At 33.3% G+C, this 19161-nt stretch carries 16 protein-coding genes and 3 pseudogenes; all 19 read right to left on the bottom strand.

Annotated elements, in window-relative coordinates:
• Window positions 1–15 precede the first annotated feature (15 nt).
• Complete coding sequence (csm5, locus tag CaldiYA01_RS11775) at window positions 16–1188, bottom strand: type III-A CRISPR-associated RAMP protein Csm5 (RefSeq protein ID WP_207179988.1); 1173 nt, start codon at window positions 1186–1188, stop codon at window positions 16–18.
• Complete coding sequence (gene csm4 / locus CaldiYA01_RS11780; RefSeq protein WP_207179990.1) at window positions 1175–2182, bottom strand: type III-A CRISPR-associated RAMP protein Csm4; 1008 nt, start codon at window positions 2180–2182, stop codon at window positions 1175–1177. The genes csm5 and csm4 overlap by 14 nt, the downstream gene beginning before the upstream one ends.
• 28 nt (window positions 2183–2210) lie before the next feature.
• A complete protein-coding gene (gene csm3 / locus CaldiYA01_RS11785) occupies window positions 2211–3011 on the bottom strand; it encodes a type III-A CRISPR-associated RAMP protein Csm3 (protein ID WP_207179992.1) in 801 nt (266 codons plus the stop codon).
• 24 nt (window positions 3012–3035) lie between these two features.
• Window positions 3036–3452 (bottom strand): type III-A CRISPR-associated protein Csm2, encoded by a 417-nt coding sequence (csm2, locus tag CaldiYA01_RS11790; protein WP_207179994.1) that lies wholly within the window; start codon window positions 3450–3452, stop codon window positions 3036–3038.
• Window positions 3453–3482: 30 nt separating this feature from the next.
• Window positions 3483–5957, bottom strand: a complete 2475-nt coding sequence (gene cas10 / locus CaldiYA01_RS11795; protein WP_207179995.1) for a type III-A CRISPR-associated protein Cas10/Csm1 — start codon at window positions 5955–5957, stop codon at window positions 3483–3485.
• Window positions 5958–6214: 257 nt separating this feature from the next.
• Window positions 6215–6403, bottom strand: a pseudogene (locus CaldiYA01_RS12570) (hypothetical protein); the annotation flags it as partial.
• Window positions 6404–7732, bottom strand: coding sequence for a TIGR02221 family CRISPR-associated protein (gene csx2, locus CaldiYA01_RS11800; RefSeq protein WP_207179997.1), 1329 nt, complete (start codon window positions 7730–7732; stop codon window positions 6404–6406).
• 169 nt (window positions 7733–7901) lie between these two features.
• Window positions 7902–9320, bottom strand: coding sequence for a CRISPR-associated CARF protein Csx1 (gene csx1 / locus CaldiYA01_RS11805; protein WP_207179999.1), 1419 nt, complete (start codon window positions 9318–9320; stop codon window positions 7902–7904).
• A 136-nt stretch (window positions 9321–9456) separates the two neighbouring features.
• A pseudogene (locus tag CaldiYA01_RS12575) lies at window positions 9457–9855 on the bottom strand (DUF1848 family protein); the annotation flags it as partial.
• 18 nt (window positions 9856–9873) lie between these two features.
• Window positions 9874–10233: pseudogene (locus CaldiYA01_RS11815) on the bottom strand (DUF234 domain-containing protein); the annotation flags it as partial.
• Between the two features lie 66 nt (window positions 10234–10299).
• Window positions 10300–11049 carry a PP2C family protein-serine/threonine phosphatase gene (locus tag CaldiYA01_RS11820; RefSeq protein ID WP_207180001.1) on the bottom strand — a complete coding sequence of 250 codons (750 nt, stop codon included), beginning with the start codon at window positions 11047–11049 and terminating at the stop codon, window positions 10300–10302.
• Between the two features lie 24 nt (window positions 11050–11073).
• On the bottom strand, window positions 11074–11559 hold the full coding sequence (locus tag CaldiYA01_RS11825; RefSeq protein WP_207180002.1) for an FHA domain-containing protein: 486 nt from the start codon (window positions 11557–11559) through the stop codon (window positions 11074–11076).
• On the bottom strand, window positions 11546–12130 hold the full coding sequence (locus tag CaldiYA01_RS11830; protein ID WP_207180004.1) for a 4Fe-4S single cluster domain-containing protein: 585 nt from the start codon (window positions 12128–12130) through the stop codon (window positions 11546–11548). The genes CaldiYA01_RS11825 and CaldiYA01_RS11830 overlap by 14 nt, the downstream gene beginning before the upstream one ends.
• Window positions 12111–13937: an AAA family ATPase gene (locus tag CaldiYA01_RS11835; protein ID WP_207180006.1), complete on the bottom strand. Its 1827-nt coding sequence runs from the start codon at window positions 13935–13937 to the stop codon at window positions 12111–12113. Before CaldiYA01_RS11835 ends, CaldiYA01_RS11830 begins: the two co-directional genes overlap by 20 nt.
• Window positions 13938–13940: 3 nt before the next feature.
• Window positions 13941–15485, bottom strand: a complete 1545-nt coding sequence (locus CaldiYA01_RS11840; protein WP_207180008.1) for a hypothetical protein — start codon at window positions 15483–15485, stop codon at window positions 13941–13943.
• Between the two features lie 31 nt (window positions 15486–15516).
• Entirely contained in the window at window positions 15517–17592 is a 2076-nt protein-coding gene (locus CaldiYA01_RS11845; RefSeq protein WP_207180013.1) for a protein kinase domain-containing protein, read from the bottom strand.
• Window positions 17593–17805: 213 nt separating this feature from the next.
• Entirely contained in the window at window positions 17806–18129 is a 324-nt protein-coding gene (locus tag CaldiYA01_RS11850) for a hypothetical protein (RefSeq protein WP_238480546.1), read from the bottom strand.
• A 65-nt stretch (window positions 18130–18194) separates the two neighbouring features.
• Entirely contained in the window at window positions 18195–18518 is a 324-nt protein-coding gene (locus tag CaldiYA01_RS12380; protein WP_307729606.1) for a hypothetical protein, read from the bottom strand.
• Window positions 18519–18733: 215 nt separating this feature from the next.
• Window positions 18734–19084, bottom strand: a complete 351-nt coding sequence (locus tag CaldiYA01_RS11860) for a hypothetical protein (protein WP_207180014.1) — start codon at window positions 19082–19084, stop codon at window positions 18734–18736.
• Window positions 19085–19161: the final 77 nt, after the last annotated feature.

Genomic DNA, 19161 nt, shown 5'->3' on the forward strand with positions numbered 1-19161 from the left:
TTTCATCACAGCCCATCATCTAATGGTTACTTTTATCCAGCCGGGGACTGTCCAAATATTCCCATCTTTGAACAAAAGCCGTCGTGACTTTGGAAAAATGTCTGGATAGATTTTCGACTGAGTATCTACCCTTGAAAGTTTTTCAAAATGGTTTTTGTTGAAAAATATTCCCACAGTTTTTGAAAGATATCCTGTTGAAAATCCTATCTGGAGCAAAAACTGATTTTTGTCAAGAGAATTCAAAATACTCAAAAGTTTTTGATACTCAGAAACAATCTGCTTTTGATTATATTTTGAGTAAAAGCTTATTTCTTTCTGGATATAATCCTTTGCAACAGAACTTAAAATCTGGGCAACAAACTCATATGGTGAAGATGATGCTCCACTTGTCAAAAGCTTCTCCTTTAACCCTTTAACTGCGCTGTTGCCTTCAATTAAATCTTTTTCAGCTTTGATAGTTCCATAAAGCTTTACACCAGGTTTCAATCCTTCAGCAACAATGGCAGTTGCCTGACTTGGGTCATCAATATTACCATTTCTCGAAAACCATTTTGCATGATTTGAACATATGTTCAAAACTTTTATTTCAAAAATCCCTGCACTCTCTTGATCTGCAAAGCTGCTGTCGCTTACCTTTAGGTATTTGAACGGCGATTCATAAGGTGTTCCAAAAATCTTCTCATCTGCATCACGGCTTACAAACTTGGAATCAACTCTGCTTTTGTTCAACGCCTTCTGGTATGCATTTGATAGCGCATTCTCATAAAGCTGCAAAAGGTTTTTCGAAAGAGCTTTTGTTATAGAAGATCTCATTGCCCCTTTTAGCGACGATCCCGGAATGTAAAACCTGCCTGCACTTTTTACAAAAGCAACTACTTCTTTGCAATGGCTTGTAACACCCTCAAGTCTAAGCCTGTACTTTACCGCCTTTTTAAAATCTATGCTATATTTTTTCAAAATATCTTTTATATTAAAATCTCTTGCACCTGACGAAAGCCCTCTTGAAAGCTCTTCAATGAAGCTATCTTTAAAAAGGTTTTTCTCAAAGAGCTTATCAAAGTTCAAAAAGTACAAATACTCTCCTTCTCTTACAAACTCAAAACTCTGAATTTTATCCTGTCCCCCTATGATTGTGGGAGTCAGAATCTCAATCTCGTATGTTTTGCTTTCAAAGCTATCTGCTGCCAAACAGCATCACCCCTTCCGGCAGAGGAGCCAAAAAGGCAAGCCCAAAACAGTACACCTTGTGACTTAAAAACTTCTCGGGTGTGACATCAACCACTCTGCCACATATTTTACTGGAAAAAACTGCACCCTCGCCAAACACACTGACAGTTTTTCTCTTTATCCCAAGCCCTGCTTTGGAGTAGACATATCCACTTCGCGTCAAAATCTCGTAATACACAACGCTTTTTATCTCATCTTCATCTTTTGGATTAACTAAAGACAAACTCATGTAATATTTTGATTTATCGCTTTTGAACTGCGGCACATCATCTTTAAAATCAACATCAAAGCTTCCAAGCCCACAGGTTCTATCGCCGCCAAGTCCTTCATCGCCCAAAAGCCTTATCGCTGCTTTGATTTTATTTTCCAGCTTTTCGATGTTAATCTTTAGATAGAACCACAAACCTGATTCTTTTTCAAACTCAAAATGAGAAAAGTAATATATGTTAGAAGATGATGTTTGTCTGTCGACAGAAACTCTTGCCCTTTCCTTTGTCCTGCCAAGAGAAAAAGTCTTTTTTTTATCATTTTCAAACTCACTTTGCGGTATTAGAAAGCTTCCTGCCGGCTTGTATTTGAATGGAAAGCCTTCAAACAGATCCTTTTCTCTTACAAACTTTATTTTCTTGAGCTCCTTTTGATGTTCAGCATTTATTATTCCTTTATTCTTGTACTCTTCCATGTTCAAGCCAAGAGGAACAGGCACAAAATACTGAAAGTTAACATACGGCATTGTAGACGAAACCTCAAACGGTGGTGTGCCGTTTATGAATTCACTAATCAGCTTTTCAGTTTCATCTTTGCCGTAAAGCAGCGAATATGCATTTATTATGCCAGACATAAGCGTGTCTGAATGCGCAAACGCTCTGGTGATGTTGTATAGTTTTTCCTTTTCGCCAATGTGCACAGGTGCTTTAAAGCTCATCACAGCTCTGCAAATTTTGTTTTTGTCCATTTTTATCACCTTTTAAAAAACAGATTTGTTAAGAAAGTTTTAGATCATCAAGGCTTTTCGCCGTCACAATTGGCTGAAGTTCACTTGAGTCTTTTTCATAATCGCTTGAATCCTTGTAGAATATCTCTATATCAACAAACCTCACTTTTCCATTTCCTCTTGAACCCTGCCCGCCAAGGTAATCATCTTCTAATAGCTTCATTGCTTTGATAAACTTTTCAAGGTAGTATTTCTGGTCATCTTTGCTGTTAACTTCAAATCTGTTTATGACAAATTCTGCTGAAAACTGTACACCTGCAGGAACTCTTTCGCTCTGTCTTGGATTTGCCTTTGATGTTATTCTATCTATATTGTTCTCAAACTTCACTTCTGTCCACTCAAGGTCAAGGTTCTCTTTCATCTCGTCAGTTATAGAGCTTTCTATCAGCTTTGCATCGCGAACAATGAGCCTTGTGGGGATGACTGCGTCTGTAAGATCTATCTTTCCACCACTTTTTAAATCATGTGAGCCATGGTTTCTGCCAAAAAGTCCGCATACAGGACAATTCAAATCATCGCACATGTGAATGCATATCTCTGGTTTACCTTCCCTTTTGACCGACACAACAAGCAAATTATCTCTTACCTTTCCCTCTGCAAACTCCATAAGAGATCTCATCTTACCCTTGAGAGAAGAACCTGGAATGTAAGGCTTGCCTTCTGCATCTTTCACAACTGCATTGTCAATTCCGCCAATCTCAAGGCTGTTGTTGCCCTCACCAATGTGAAGACCTGTTACAGCTTTAATCTTGCACTTTATGATGTATTTTCCTTTCAAGATTACATCCATGGCAATAGTCTCCTCCTTTTGTGATTATTGCTCTTTTCCGCCATAATACTTGTGATATGCAACAGCGCCTTCAAAAAAGTCTTTAAACCTGCTCAAAGCATCAGGGCTTTGCAAAGCCACAGGAATTGCTTTGTTAACTATCTCCTGGAAATCTTTTATTTTTGGAAACCTTCCTGCTGTGTATGCAAGCTTTGCTTTCAAAAGATTCAATTTGTATTTGTAATTTTCATCATCAGGAGAAAGTCTTTTTACCTCTGTGAACACTTTTCTAAGCTGAGTAACAGTAACACCACAATCTTTCAAAAGCTGACCTGTCTTTTCTGAAACTTCAGCTAAAACAGTACCATCTTTGTCCTTTGAAGGGTCAATCGCAGTCTGGATCTTGCTCAAAATATCATTTTTCAAGCTAACAATCGGATTTACATTCTGTTGCGCTGGCATAACAAATTCTCCTCTCCCCAAAATTGATTTTTACCTTCTCAGCTCAAGCTCAGCCCAGCGCGCTGCAAGGTATGAGTGCTTGTACAAAGAATTTGATTTTTTATCAATAATTTTTCGTAAAACATCTTCAAGCTCTTTTGAATACTTCTTATACCTATCTTTTAACCTTGCCATGAAATATACAAACCTCCATGATTTGAAAAGCTCATCTTGGGTCTGTGCTATCTTTTTAAGATTGCAAACGGCATAGATGCCGTTTATAAGCGCTTTTGAAACGTTTTTGCTACCAATTAAATCTGCAATTGTCTCTTTCAACTTTTCCACATCATCATAATCTTCCCAGCCAACAAAATTGCCGCCAAACGCAAGGCAGTCTTTCTTCCTACCATCTTCTCTTTCGTATTCTTTGGCTTTGTCCAGATGATCTCCACACACAATAGCAACCCTGTAAATTGGATATTTTTTATCTGGTGCTATTTCAAAGCCCATTGAAAGTGTAATATCTGGATTATGGCATGAAAAGCTTCTAAATTCTGTATAAATTTTGTGTGCTGTATGAGGTAGCACATCCCACTGACCAAGTATGCAAAAGTCATCCCCACCTGCATAAATAACAACAATATTGTCCTGCTGCTCACTTACAAGCCTGTTGAAATAGTAGCCGAAAAACAGTGAAAACTCCTCAGATAGAGTCATCACTCTTGAAATTGAACTGTCTTTGCCAAGCCCTTCTTTGAAAATTTTTCCCAGATTGTCAACATCACCGCGAACAATTCCCCATGTCTTTATTCCTTTTGAAGAATCTGATATCTCTTCTATTGTTTTCAGACTAACTTCATTTTTAAAAGGTGCATGTGTTGAAATATCAAGAGCTTCATAAAAATCAATCTCAAATCTCAATTTATTTGATTTATTCCCTTTTTCAATATTTACATTTCTTTCTAACAAGTTTTCAAGTCGATTTCTGTCAATAACAATTGTACTTGCCATGCTTTCATAGTGGTTTGAAAATAAAATCTTTCTTCCAAATGCCTCAAAAATGTCTTCTACCCTATCAAAATCCGAAAAGTCCTTTTCTTTCCCCCATGAATCTATGATAAAATAGCTTTTCATCAGTCTGTCGCCAAAGTCAACAAAGCTTTCACAAAATTCGCAAAAATCAGAATCATCTTGTTTTAGTTTCAGCTCCCTTGAACAATGAGGACATTTTTGTTCATAGTCCTCATGCGGCTCAAAAAACCTTAAATTTTCCTGTTCAATAACACTTTTGAACTTGGAAATTTTCTTCCTGTAGATTTTCGATGAAACTCTGTCAAAGCAATCTCCAAAATTACCTGCAAAATCGTAAAGGTCAACTATTTCTGCATCAAGAAGAATGCTAATTGAACCTCTGTGTGCTTCAAATAATAGCCTATCAATCTTTTTCTGATACTGCTCAAGTTTTTCTACAAAGTATGCAGGCATCAAAAGATAGAAATGCCCTCCGCCATTGAATATAAGGTTACAAATGGGCATTTCCTCTTCTTTTAAAATATATTTTGCAACTGTGTCAAGAAGAAACGAAATATAAAAAGACTTTGCTTTGAGTGCTTTTAAAGCACCATCCATTTTGGTGTCGAAAACAAAATCCTGTATTCCGGATATATCACCTTTGACAATACAAAAATATGGATAATCCTCTTGTTTTATTGAATAATCATTGCCCGGCAAAAGTTTTGTGTTCATAGCCTCTAAAATTTTTACTCGTTCATTTTCCTGCGAAAACTCTTTTTTAAGCTGCCTGTCAAGACAAAATGCAATTGCAGCAGTTGATTTGCTGTGCGCCCAAAGGGATATGTCAGGCTGCGAATAGTAAAAAGCAGATGGAATGTTGTATGTGTAAATTCTAAGCAAGTTGTAAATAGCAGTCGCAAAGTCTTCTAAGTCAAATGAACTACCAAAACCATCTCTCAGAGCATTTACTTTTCTGGAAAACTCTGTCCATAGGTTTTGATAATCTTCTTTTGCATTTGTATTGAAACTATTAGAAGGTGGTTCAACTTCATACCTTTTTTTCAGAAGCTTATAATAAGGTGTTTTCGTATTTCTCTTTTTTTCATCAAGGCTTATTTGAGACAAAACAGAGATTAAGTACTTTGATTTGTCTTCACCTGTTTCTTCCTCGACTGCATCCTTTCTGTCGACTTTGGCTGAGATCTTGTCAGCAACACTTATCAAAAACTGCTGGTATGAAGATGGTCTGTGATGATACAAAACAAGAGATATGACCGTTTTTAAACTTTCTGGCAAAAAATGTTCGACAAAAAACGCGCTCCACTCCTGATGTCGCGGAGCATACTTTCCTTCTTCTCTGTAAAATGCTTCATATTCTCTTGAGATGTTCTTTTTAGCATCAGGGTTTTCTGTTCTCATATAAAATTTGCCAATATCGTGCAAGATTGCGCCAAGAAAAAGAGTATAGTCAAAGTTTTTATCTTCTGGTTGATAAGCATTATAAAAAATCATTTTTCTTGTCCACCTTCTTTTTTGTTGTGTATTCGACAGATTCAGTAATAACAATACACTTTATACCATTATACAACAAAATATCTTTGAAGAAAAGATTTACAGGGAAATAATATACCCTTTTTTGATAATTGAAAAGTTCAAAAAATATGCGAAGTTTTTCCTCCGAGAAAAGGGAAGTTACCTTCTTAAGAATTTTTAAATCTATGAGTACAGAAATATATTTTGCACATTAATCAATGTCAGTTTCCACTTTTAGAGAGTATCTTATCTGAAAAAAAATTCAAGGTTAATTTTATCATTGTATACTTTAGCAACAAAAAATATGAGGGTTTATTTTTGCAAAACCCAGTAAGCAGAGTAGTTTTTCCAACACGCCTTTTTCTATACACAACAACAAAGTTGTAGCCTCTCCTTTGAGATTGAGTGAACGGGCATTTTTGTATTTATCTTTTCAGCTCATCTTTTCGCTTTAACATCTTCTCAAAGAGCTCAGATGCTAAATTAAACAAATCATTGAATGCTTTTAAATTTAGCAGATAATTTTGATTAGTCCGTGGCTCTGAACCGTGTGCTGCTGCATTTCGAACATACTCTAAAGTTCGGTAAATTTCTGCTTCATCCTTATCTTTTATAAGTCTATTTTTCTCTGGGTCAATTTTGGAATTGTGAATCTCTGTCTTAATTTTTTTTCTGCTTTCTTCTCGCGAATCATAATTCATCACATCTTTTATCCCATACACATCAGCAAACAATAAAATTATTGCTTCATATAAGAGAATTAAAGCTTTGAGATACTGATTTCGCCTAAAGAAAAACTGGGCTCTTTTGAACATCCTCAGATACAGCCTATTCTGCCTGTTCAGTTCTGAGAATTCTTTGAGCAAATAATCTGATATTTCCTCAATATAAAAATTCTCTGACAGCTGTTTTTTGCTTCCCAATTCCTCTATAATTTTTTCTACTTCACGCCAAGGCTGTCTGTTCATTTCAATCTTGAAATATGTTTCTTCAGTATTTTTAATACCTATACAATCAAGCAGAGAAGAGAAATATCCTGAATTTTCAAATGTCGACATAGATTCTATGAGCTTTACAGCTTCGTTTACAAACCCAACCTCAATAGCCGGTGAGTAATTCTCTCTGTGTAGAAAATAATCCTTCATCTCAAATGCTCCATAAAAAATCCTAATGTTGTCAATATTTCTCAAATATTTGGAAAACATTAAAGCATAAGAAAAAACAATTGGAATGTATCTAAACCCGTGTGTGCAATCAAAAACTACATTATATTTTTTTTGTGGTTCAAGCTCTTTCAGGATAATATCAAGATAAACCTTAAAATCTAAAGGTTTGACTCTGTGTAACCTCAAAATTGGCAAAAAATTTTGCAAAGTCATTTCCCATTTCTTTAATATCTCCTCAGAGACGCCTTCTTCTTCGTCTTTTGCGCTCTCTTGCTCATATACTTTCAGATACAAATCAGATATACTCTCGCTTTGCTGCTCTTCAGGTGGTATTACCATCAAAAGCTCTGACCATGCTGACTTGTCAGTTCCAACAACTATAAATTTGTCAATATTGAGCTTTTCAACATCTTTTAAATATTCAAGAAGTCCTATACCAAAGAAGGCTGTCTCTTTTGTTAAGTATTCGTTTTCTGATTTTGCATTGAAAACATAGCGCGTCTTTTCATATCCCCTAGCTCCATCTCTTCTCTCTCGTCCTTTACCTATGATTGATATTAAAACCCAGTTTTCCTCTTGTATTTCCATAACCATAAACTCCTTTCATCCTAAGATTAACATTATAATACTGCTTCAAATAGTAATAACCAATAAAATTTTCCCAAAAGCAAAACAAGATAAAAAAGCCAGGAAGATAATAAAGAAGATTTTTGTTCCTGCCGTGGCTTGATTCTTACACAAATTTATAAACATCAAACTATTCTATTCTATCTTTCAGCCAGCAGTTGATTACATTAAAATTTGTATTAACTGCATATCTTACAAAAATTGTGCTGTCTTCTGTCCTTATCTCTGTTATGTTTCTTTCAAATCCGCTGTGGGCAAAATAATTTCTGTCAATTGGCTCGCCCACCAGCTTTCCAGGATCAATTATCTTGTAAAGTCCTGTCCAGCTACTAATATCGTCCATTTGTTCTAATATTTTTTGCGTATTTGATATTTCATTGCTAAGCATAACATAGTTTGTAGGTACTCTGAATGTTGAATAAATCTCAAAAAAGTTTCTCTTTAGAAAGTTTAGGTCAATTCCTGTATCCTGACAGAACATAGTTATATTGTGCTTTTCCAGCATATTTACAATCCCAATGTAAAATCCCAAACTCAAAATTGCATCTATGTAAGCTCTTTTATTGAGGTTGGGAGACTTTTGATAATTGCTGCAAAGCTGACCCTTGGCATGTTCAATTAGCTTGAAAATCTCTTCTTTTATCTCATCTATAGAGTGGTAGTGCTGATAGTAAAGATACAAAGGAACGTTATTTTTTATGGCAGAAAACAAAAGGCAAAACATTTCTATCTTCTCTCTCAATTTCTTTCTTTTTTCTCTCACCTGCTGTTTGAGCTTTGCAGCCTCTGACCCTTTTGCACCGTTATTTGGATCTGGATATATATTTCTTAAAAATGAAAAGTTGTACTCTGCTGCCTCTTTTCGTTTAATTGGAGATGAGAAAAATGCCGTAAATCTTTGCTGCTGAATGTGTATCTCAAAACTTTTTGCTGAACTTCCTATAATCGGGTCAGAAAAAGTGATGCATATCTTTGGCACTTTGCTTTCATCAAGCCAATTCATAAGATTTGAGAAAACAGCAAAGTGTCTTGCAGCCTCCAAAATTGCAGAAATATAAATGTTGTGTCCGCTTGAAATGTCAAGGTAAAGTTCTTCAAGTTCACCTTTCAAGTGTCTTTCTATCATATCAAAAAGAATCTCAAGTACAATATCATCATAGCTTGTATCAAGAAATGTTCCCATATACTCACCAAGAGAGTGAACAATAAGCTTTTCGTCCCTGCACCTTTCAAGTTCTATTTTATCTATAAACTCATCTGGATTTTTCAGGTAGTCTGATGGATCTTTAAAGATGGCTGCAATTTCTTCTTTTAAATTGGTTGGCTGAATGTACTCAGGAAGTCTACTGTTAAGAACAATGCTAACAGGATATATAACAACTGTTTTTGCCTCACAGCCTCTTTTGCGAAGAAAATCTCGCAACACAGTTGAAGAAAGTTCAGACTCTCCGCTCTCCTCAACTATCTCACCATTAAAATTTTTAATATAAAATTTTTTAATAGCTATTGCAGGATTATCCAGTCTCCCAACTTGGTATATTACTTTCATTTGACTATCTCCACTCCTTTCTTCAGAAAAACATTTTGCATTTATTGCTAAATTTTTCTTCAGTATAATTTAATTATACCTAATTTTCTCCTCTAAAAAAAGAAAAAGCTGCAAAGAGAAGTAGCAATAGCCCTCTTTACAGCAAGTTTCCCTGCTTTGTTTTTTTGAGATAATCCAAAATTTTTTCTACAAGCCAATTATTAGAATTATCTTCAAGAGAAATTTTTTCATATTCGTAAAAACCAAGCTGTGTCATTAATTCTTTTTGGTTTGCCTCTGCTTTCAAAATAGCTTTTTTGTCAAGTTTTATAGAGCCATCTTTTTCTCTCATTCTTATTTTCATCCTTTTCAAGACCAAGTCTACTACACAGAAGTGGTGAGTTGACATCATATTTTTTCGCATTTTTGAGGATTGAATTTCTGCTAAAATTTGCATAGCAGTAAGTGCAAAAGTGTTTGCATGTGTTGAATATATCCCAAGGTCTATGCTCTGGACACATCCGCACGCTTGACGCTGGTTTTTGTCTTTTTTAAAGCTTGCTGTCCAGTAGGGGAGTATATTATCTTGATTAAATGCTACTATATCAATTTCTTCTTCACGCTTTTTATAAGGATTATTCCCCCATCATTTACCTATATTTTCAAAAATGAAGGGTAATTTTTTTGTCTTGTTTAAAATCTTAAGATAATCCATGCATATCTCCTCATAAACTTCTCCAATAAACTCATTCATAAAAGGTTTGATTTTATTCTCGATAACTTCATCAATCAATCCCTGTTCAATTAAAGTCTTGTTGGTAAAAACAAATCGATACCAGAATCTAAAAGAATTATCCTTAATTCTGTAAATACTTTTTCTGCTCTTTGCTTCCAAGAAAAGAGGAGTTACCCTTTCAAGAATTTTCAAATCTAGCTGATAAATATTATATTTATATTTTCAGTTAGATTACTATTATGTTTTTTGTTATTTTGAAAGATGTTATGTTAGCAAGATAAAAGAAACATTGTCATTGAAATTTCTCAGATAAAATCTTTTTTGAAATTCCATGCAAAAATCATCAGAATAAAAAATTTCTGGTATTTCTTTTTCAAATACATCCCAGAACCCATCACTACATATGATGAACCTATCTTCATCAATAATTTCTGTCTCATTTCTATAAATTTGAACCTCTGTTCGATAATTATCTGCTATTATTGCAGAAGTTAAAGTATGCTTTTTAGAATGAGTCTTTGCCTCATCCACAGTTATGTAGCCACTTGAGACAAGCTCTTCAACCACAGTATGGTCTTTGGTTAATCTAATTGCTCTTGTTCCAAGCAATCTATAAACTCTGCAATCGCCTACATTGAAAACCTGAACTTTGTTGTCAACAATCAAGATCCCTGCAATCGTACATCCCATTTCAAAACTGTTTGGATTTGTCTGCGCATAATTTTCTAATTCATCTCTTGCTTTTTTAATTGCATCTTCAATAAAAAGCTCTTTTTTGATAATATCTTCTTTATAACTTTGCAAAACTTCTAAAACCATTTTTGAGGCCAACTCACCTTTATTGTTTCCTCCTATACCATCTGCAACAGCAAGAAAAATATTTTTGTCATTAATATATATACTCTCACATTTTTCCATATCAGTATTGCTTATAATTTTCTCAGAAATTAACAAAGCATCTTCGTTTGTGTTTCTCAAATTCCCTCTATTCGTAAAATAAAAAACTTTATACATGTTTACAACTCCTATCTGGTTTTTTTACTGTAACTCATCTACTGTAAGTTCTAATGATAACGAAAGAGATATCCTGTCACCTTTTTTGATTACATCTTTACCTTTTATCCTCCTGCCATTTATATAAACTCCATTTGTGCTATTTAAATCCTCAACATACCAGGTACCTGCCTGTTTGAAAAATCTTGCATGTCTTCTTGAAACAGTTTTATATACTTCCAAATATTCTTTTCCTTTTTCATGTCTACCTACCACATCGCCACTAAAAACCTCTAATACAAAATTATTCCCCCTCAAAACGATTTTAGAAACTTCAACCATTGTTCTATCATCGTAAGACTCTTTTTTAAAAGATTCTTTTCTTTCTATCCCTTCAGTCTTCTTAGCTTCTCTGACTGCACTATCCCCAGTTACAGGCACATTTATTATATCTGCCATACATTTGATGCAGATTATTTCATCAGGAGGATTTTGCCAATTACAGTTTGGACATATCTTATATCTCTCCATTTATTAACACCTCAGTATCTTTTTGGTAGGGTATGCCTATTATAACTAATTTATCTTTCTGATTAATAATCTGGAGAACTCTTTCTTTTTTCTTTTTTATCCAGAGTGAATAATCACTGCTCAAAGACTTATTAAAAAGGAAAAATCGTTGATTTTCTGAGCCTTTCCAAATCAATTCACTTTCAAGTCCTTCTATAAAAGGGGAATCCACTAATGCATCTATTAGCTTCAAAATATCTTTATGTTTATTTAAAAGGTATTCATATGTGTATCCAGTATAAACAAGAATGTCATCAAAAAAGTCTCTTATAGAATTTAAAAGACTCTGCAGGGGGACATGCTGATCAAATGGCTCCCCACCACTTATTGTTAGTTTTTTGCAACCAAAACTCTTCAGGACATTAGCAACTTCTTCTATTTTAATTGCTCTGCTTTTATCAAATTCCCATGTATGTAAAGACATGCATCCTTTACATCTTATTGAGCATCCCTGCAGCCAAATACCTGTTCTTTTACCAGGTCCAAGTGTGTAAACAGGATAATGTATAATATTAACCAACAACTCTTCCATTAAGTTCCCACCTGTCATCTTTTTTAACCAATTCATTAACCACCACAGTACTTTCTGTTTGAGGAAATAATTTAAACAAAAGCTCTGAGAGAGGATTTATAAACAAAAGTTCAAGTTTATTACCTATTCCCCTTCCACCCATAGACAGGTCTTTTACAATTTCTTCATATATCTTTTGCTGCACATTATCTGATATTTCAAGCTTTATCCCCTTGTCTTCTTCAAGTTTTATCCTAACATTATTCAGCATTTTATCCAATATTTTTTTTACATTTTCATTGCGTATAAAATCAAATACAATGATGTTTTCTCCTATACGATTCAAAATTTCAGGTCTTGCAATCTTGAATGTAAAATATTCTTTTATAGCTTCAGTCAAAATCTTCTCAATTTCATCATAACTCATTCCTGGTGAGATGCGCTGTATTTTTTTGCCATCCGACGTCACTTCGTAAACACCAAGGTTAGATGTAAATATTATTAGAGTTTCAGAAAAGTATACAGTTTCTCCCCTGCCAGAGGTAAGTCTGCCATCGTCAAGTATTTGCAAAAAAATATCAAGTATTTTTGGATGAGCTTTTTCTATCTCATCAAAGAGAATTACTGAAAAAGGATTTTGTTTTACGGCATTTGTCAACTCACCACCAACATCATATCCCACATATCCGGGTGGCGCACCAATGAGTCTTTGGTCAGAATGTTCGTGTGAAAACTCTGACATATCGAATCTTATATAATGATGTTCACTTCCAAATATTAATTCTGTTATAGCTTTTGCAAGTTCAGTCTTCCCCACACCGGTTGGTCCTGCAAAAAACAAAACACCTTTAGGTCTGTTTGAATATCGCGAAAATTGTGAACCCGAAAGATTGAAAAAAGCTCTTCTCAATATAGTAGCTGCTTGTTTTATAGCTTTTTCTTGCCCCATAACTCTTCTTTTTAAAAATTCCTCTGCGTTATTAAGCCTTTCTTTATCTATTTTTGCCCATGGATTTTCGCTGACACCAACTTTATATCTCCTTGTTGCTTCTCCAATCTCTCTTGCACTCAGATTTTCTCTCTTTGACAAAACTACTATAGAAAGCATTTCCCTTGCAAACATGCCAGACGTCAGATTTACAAAATCTTTTATCAATTCTTCCTTTTTGCTTTCAGGCAAACTTGTCCACTCATCCATTCGCGGCAAAAGAGCTTGTGCTATCCATCTTCTTATCTCAAAATCAGGTTTTGGAATAGGAATTGTTCTTATTCTTGGATTTTCAACAGTATACCATGGCGGCAAATCATTTTCTTTTTCTACAAGGAAAATTATTGGATTATAAGAAGGTGGATTACCTTTCTGGTTTATGTTAATAGAGAGCTTGAATGTGTGGTAAAGAAAATCTGGTAAATCTCTACTGCAAGAAATCTCTGGCAATCTCGATGAAAAGTTAATAACAACAGCTGCCTTCTCATCACCTGTAATAAATTTTTCTATAGTTTCATACGCATCAAGCAAAGTCACAACTTTATCACCAATTTTTCTTCCAGAGAGGTTTGTAAATATTCCTTCATCTCCTTTTAATAGTCTAAACCCTTCAAGAGGAACATACTCTATTACAATCTTGTAGCTATCATATGTAGTAAGCAAATGAGCAATAAATTGAGTTATATTCATGGGTATATATTTTTCACCTTGTGGAAATGGAAAAAGGTCATAAATATTCCCAAAAAGAACAAACTGACATGTTATAGAACAAAATCTTAAAAGCTCTTTTGCAAACTTTGGTATGCCTTTGATTTTTTCAGGTATTATGTCGTTTGCCATACTTTACACACTCCTTTGTCTCTGTTGTATATTAATGTTTTTGATATTTTGATGTTTTTTGCTGACTTCCATTTTTTCTCTTTTCATGTAATAAAATCTCATTTCAGGTTCAATCCTCTGTTTGTCTTCAATTACTATCCCTTCCTGACTTAAAAGCTGTTTAATTTTGTCATAATCGGAACACCACTTTTTTGCTATAGAGATATCCTTATGTTTTTCATATTCACTTAAACTTCTTTCATCTTCAACATACCTTACAAACATAATTTTTATTCCGTCATTTTCATATTTTATTCTCAACATATAATCATCTCCAAAAGGTGTTCTAATTTCTACTATTTCACCCTTTGATAATTTTTCCATCAAACCTTCTTCTACAACAGAATAACCTAACTCTCTTATTTTTCCAATAAACTTATCCACTGAAGCCTTTCTGATTTTCTGTTCCAAAACCTGTTTTCTTCTTTCAAGTAGTCTTTTTACAAAATCATCAACTGCTTCTTTATACAATACTCTCATTTGCATTAAATCATTAAATTCACTTTTCATACCTACCTCTTCTGCAAATGTTTCGTACATTTTTAAATCATTTTTTAATACTTCAGTTTGAATATATATTGTTCTTGCCTTTATGTAACTGAACTTGAGGTCTTCAAAAATCAGTTCTACTCTTGATATATCATCTGTTTCTTTTGCCTCTTGTATTAACTGTTTCTTTTCTTCAGCCAACTTGAGATTTATATTTTTTAACTTATCAAATATAACTTCAATCTTTTCTAATATCTCTTCCTTTTTTGTAACCTCGGTGTTCTCTTCTTTAGTAATTCTTTCTACTTCAATTTGATCTTTTATTTCAAAAGTTTTTTGCTCAAGCAATTTTTGTTTTATCCTTCTTATAATACCATGATACTCACTTGGTACTTCTTTTAAATACTCCTTTAGTATTTCAATATCTGAAGGATTATCAAATGTATACTTTTCTATAGTGTTTAGAATTTCGGTATATTGTTTCATCTTTTTATAATATCTATTATTACATAAATCTTTTGGGAATATATTGAGATACTGGTTTATAACATTTATATTTGCATTGGGATTTTTAAATTCTTTCTCTAAATTTTCAAATAATTCTATAATTTTTTGTATCTTTTTTTTGGTCTCTAAAGCACCATCTGGTAATACATCTATAAAAGCTTTTAATGTTTGGATATCTAAATTATCTGTCAGCTCTGTTTTAACTAAAATAATATACTCCTTTGTTTTTCGAACTACATCCTGCAGTTTTGCAATTTGCGCGTCAACCCACTGAGTATGGTTTTCACTTAACAAAATTTCCATTGTGTATTTTTCCAAAAAATCTTTCTTGCATTTTTCAAGATTTTCTATTAAATCCTTACCTAAAAAGCATGAATCAATATTTTTTAGCATGTCTTTTACATGGCTAATAGAATTATCTATTTGGTTTTTAAAAAACTCTTTGTTTTCTCTAAGAGTTTCAGTCAAATTTTTATTGCCGACAAAGGTCCAACAATAAGTGAAGCTACTCATACTATCATCCTCTTAATTTTTAAATTTATATTTAATCATTATAACGTCTTAAAATTTTGAATAATACTGAAATAACAGATAAAACAAAATAAAAATACACTGAGTTAACTAATGTCTTGTTTGCTGTGCCATTAATGAAATATTCATAAGATGAAATGTAAGAAAAATAGAACATAACTGCACAAACATACAAAATTGATAATCTTGCAATTTTAATCTTGGTAAAATGAAAATATTTTTTATATAAATAATATGATAATAATGATATAACAATCAATACAAACATATAATAATTTCTACTGTTGTCAAAATATTTTTTAACTATGACATCGTAAAAATACTGATCTGTGGTAAAATATAATATCAACCTTGTTGCTATCAAACCCACAAGGTAAAATATAGACACTTTATATATACTTTTTAATGTTTTTTTAATATCTCTTAAAAGCTTTTTTCTGCGAACTGCTTGATGTAATTTGTAACCTTTTATTATCCAATCGACTGCTTCAGACACTGAAAATTTTGCCTTACACCATTCAATTATTTCATTTGCTATCCTTTCTAAAATTTCACTATCTTTTGTTCCTTTAAAAACCATTTCTTCAACTTCATTAATGCTAAATCCCAAATTTATAAATTTTGATGCTAATATTGGCTTTACTTTTATTGTTTTCCATCTGACAGCTTCAATTATGCTAACATTATTTTTTTTCCATTCTTCGGCTTCGTCAGCACTAAATCCTTTTTCAGCCCAATTCTTCGCTTCATCAACATCAAATCCATATTTCTTCCATTTTTGAGCATCTATCTCTGAGAAACCATTCATAATATAATGAAAAATACCCTTTTCAACAAAATCAAATATTTTATTCTTATCTATTCCTTTTTCTAATAATTCAAGTATATCAAAAGCAGTAATACCTTTTCTTTGCCACTCGTAAGCATTTTTGGGACTGAGTCCAAGGTTGTCAAATATAGTAGATTCTTTTGGGCTAAAACTATAATTATACCATTCCAATGCAATATTGCCTTTCCTAAAACCAGCTAAAACCCATTCCTTCATATCTTTTGCAGAAAATCCTTTTTCCCAAAAAATTTTCGCCTCTTGCGGACTGAGGTTTGTTTCAACACCTGCTTTTACCCACTCGGAGTCAGAAGAAAATCCAACACTATTCCATTCCTTAACATCATAATTTTTGCTCTCCTCATTATATTCTTCATAGAACACAGGTACGTTTTTCACATTATTTAACCACTGCTTGATCTGTTCATATCCCCATCTTTTTTTGTAGTTCCTCGTAAGAAGTCCTTTCAACAAAATTTTGTATCTTTCAGAAATATCTTCTGGAATTTGTACCCCTTGGGTAGCAAAAGTATTTATAATAACAGCCTCTGATAAATTAGAGAAAGGATTCTTACCTTTTAAAACTTCATATATTACTATTCCTAAATGCCACCAATCAATTTCTTTGCCAAAATAACCTGAAATTTCTTCTGGAGCCATATAAGAATATGTCCCCTTCAATGTAGTGAAAACCTTAGAAAACTCTTCAGACATAGCAAAAGATATCCCAAAATCAATCAGTACAAGGTCCAATGACTTTAAATCTCTTATAAGAATATTGGAAGGTTTCAAGTCTCTATGAACAATTCCCTTTTTATGCAGTGCTTCAATAGCTTCTGCAATTTCTTTTACTACAATATCAACTTTGTCTTTTACCTTTTCTATGTTATCTTTTAAACTACCATATTGAATATATTCCATTATCTCAAAATATCTGCCGGTCTGTTCATCTTTACCCACTTCAAAAATTGTTACAACATGTTCTTTTAGTTCAAAAGATATCTTTTTTAATCTTTCTAATACTTCAATTTTGGGGGTAACACCCTTTCTGTATAGCTTTAAAAACATCTTATTACCATTATTTTCTATAACGTAAGCATCGCATTCTCCGCCTTTGGCTGGTAGCTCCTCTACGATGTTGTAATTTCTAAATGTTGTCATGGTTAATTTTTCTTTTTCGTTAAGAATATCTGTCACTCTCACAGTAGCATCTTGTATATTTTTTTTATCCCACCAGCTCTCTTTCACTGTTTTTTCATCCATAATTAATCCCTTCCTTGTTCTGTGCTTGATCATTTATATTTGGTAAAATATAGCATTAACAATGCTTTTTCCTATTAACGGGTTTTTCTCCTTAAGTTTAACTTTCTTACTACTTATAATTTACCCTCTATGAAAAGCTTACAAAAGTCAATTTTTCTGCGAAGAAAATTGGTTTGCAGTCTGCACAAGCTGAATAGCAGAGTTTTACAAAATCTACTTTACACAAAACAACTGACAAAACATATCAAGAAGCTCTGTTGAGGCAAATACTTCGTATCTACCAAAATACTCAATTCTTGAAGGAACCACATGCTGTTTTTTCAAGCCATCTTTTATGACAAAGAAAAACCTCTGTTCTTCTGGATGTGTTCCAAACCTTTGGTAGTAGATGTTCAAAAGCTGCCTTCTTAGCATCTCTGAAAAAATCTCTGGCTGTCTGTCATATTCTAAGCAAGCACCATCTTTTTGAACAAACACACCGCTGAGCAAATTTCCACTTGTCTTTGGCTGCTGCGTCATGCATGAAATTCTCTTCAAGTAAATGCCATCAAACAAGCTATTTAAACTTTCATAAATCTTTAATACGTTTTGTGTAACAAGCTCTAAAGAAGAATGCTAATTGAACCTCTGTGTGCTTCAAATAATAGCCTATCAATCTTTTTCTGATACTGCTCAAGTTTCTCTACAAAGTATGCAGGCATCAATAGATAGAAATGCCATCCGCCATTGAATATAAGGTTACAAATGGGTATTTCCTCTTCTTTTAAAATGTATTTTGCAACTGTGTCAAGAAGAAACGAAATATAAAAAGACTTTGCCTTGAGTGCTTTTAAAGCACCATCTATTTTGGTGTCAAAAACAAAATCCTGTATTCCGGATATATCACCTTTGACAATACAAAAATATGGATAATCCCCTTGTTTTATTGAATAATTATTGTTTTGCCAATATCGTGCAAGATTGCGCCAAGAAAAAGAGTATAGTCAAAGTTTTTATCTTCTGGTTGATGAGCATTATAAAAAATCATCTTTCTTGTCCACCTTCTTTTTTGTTGTGTATTCGACAGATTCAGTAATAACAATACACTTTATACCATTATACAACAAAATATCTTTGAAGAAAATATTTACAGGCAAAAACTTTACTTAAGTTCAAACAAATTATCTTTAATAATTATCCTTGCACAATCAAGAACTTTTTTCTTGAAATCATTAAAACCGGATATTCCATTTGCTATGCCAAAATTGATATGGCCATTTTTTACATGCGCACCAATAAAATAAAAGCCAGCAAATGACTTTTCAAGGTTGACAGAAAACAGTATCTCACCTGTTGTTTTATCTTTGCCAATAAGTCTGAAAGGATAGTTAATAAGTGGAAGGTTCTCTTCCTTTGCTTGCAGGAAAATCCCTTCTATTTGCTCAGTAATTTGTACTTTTTCAACCTCTGAGGCTTGTGAAAGATAGTTTTCTAAGTAAGGGTCCCATATCATGTTTTATTTTCCTTTTCTTTTTAGATATTTAAGGGTTAATTTCATCAAGACTTCCTATTATTTCTTGCCTGTGAGTC

Source organism: Caldicellulosiruptor diazotrophicus, from assembly GCF_017347585.1.
Classification (GTDB): Bacteria; Bacillota; Thermoanaerobacteria; order Caldicellulosiruptorales; family Caldicellulosiruptoraceae; genus Caldicellulosiruptor; species Caldicellulosiruptor diazotrophicus.

Bases quoted from the DNA above. Each gene is read 5' to 3' on its own strand.
- csm2 (WP_207179994.1), bottom strand. From the start codon at position 3,452: ATGCCAGCGCAACAGAATGTAAATCCGATTGTTAGCTTGAAAAATGAT.
- CaldiYA01_RS11835 (WP_207180006.1), bottom strand. From the start codon at position 13,937: ATGGCAAACGACATAATACCTGAAAAAATCAAAGGCATACCAAAGTTT.
- cas10 (WP_207179995.1), bottom strand. From the start codon at position 5,957: ATGATTTTTTATAATGCTTATCAACCAGAAGATAAAAACTTTGACTAT.
- csm4 (WP_207179990.1), bottom strand. From the start codon at position 2,182: ATGGACAAAAACAAAATTTGCAGAGCTGTGATGAGCTTTAAAGCACCT.
- csx1 (WP_207179999.1), bottom strand. From the start codon at position 9,320: ATGAAAGTAATATACCAAGTTGGGAGACTGGATAATCCTGCAATAGCT.
- CaldiYA01_RS11860 (WP_207180014.1), bottom strand. From the start codon at position 19,084: ATGATATGGGACCCTTACTTAGAAAACTATCTTTCACAAGCCTCAGAG.
- CaldiYA01_RS11845 (WP_207180013.1), bottom strand. From the start codon at position 17,592: ATGGATGAAAAAACAGTGAAAGAGAGCTGGTGGGATAAAAAAAATATA.
- CaldiYA01_RS11830 (WP_207180004.1), bottom strand. From the start codon at position 12,130: ATGGAAGAGTTGTTGGTTAATATTATACATTATCCTGTTTACACACTT.
- csx2 (WP_207179997.1), bottom strand. From the start codon at position 7,732: ATGGAAATACAAGAGGAAAACTGGGTTTTAATATCAATCATAGGTAAA.
- CaldiYA01_RS11840 (WP_207180008.1), bottom strand. From the start codon at position 15,485: ATGAGTAGCTTCACTTATTGTTGGACCTTTGTCGGCAATAAAAATTTG.
- CaldiYA01_RS11825 (WP_207180002.1), bottom strand. From the start codon at position 11,559: ATGGAGAGATATAAGATATGTCCAAACTGTAATTGGCAAAATCCTCCT.
- csm3 (WP_207179992.1), bottom strand. From the start codon at position 3,011: ATGGATGTAATCTTGAAAGGAAAATACATCATAAAGTGCAAGATTAAA.
- CaldiYA01_RS11820 (WP_207180001.1), bottom strand. From the start codon at position 11,049: ATGTATAAAGTTTTTTATTTTACGAATAGAGGGAATTTGAGAAACACA.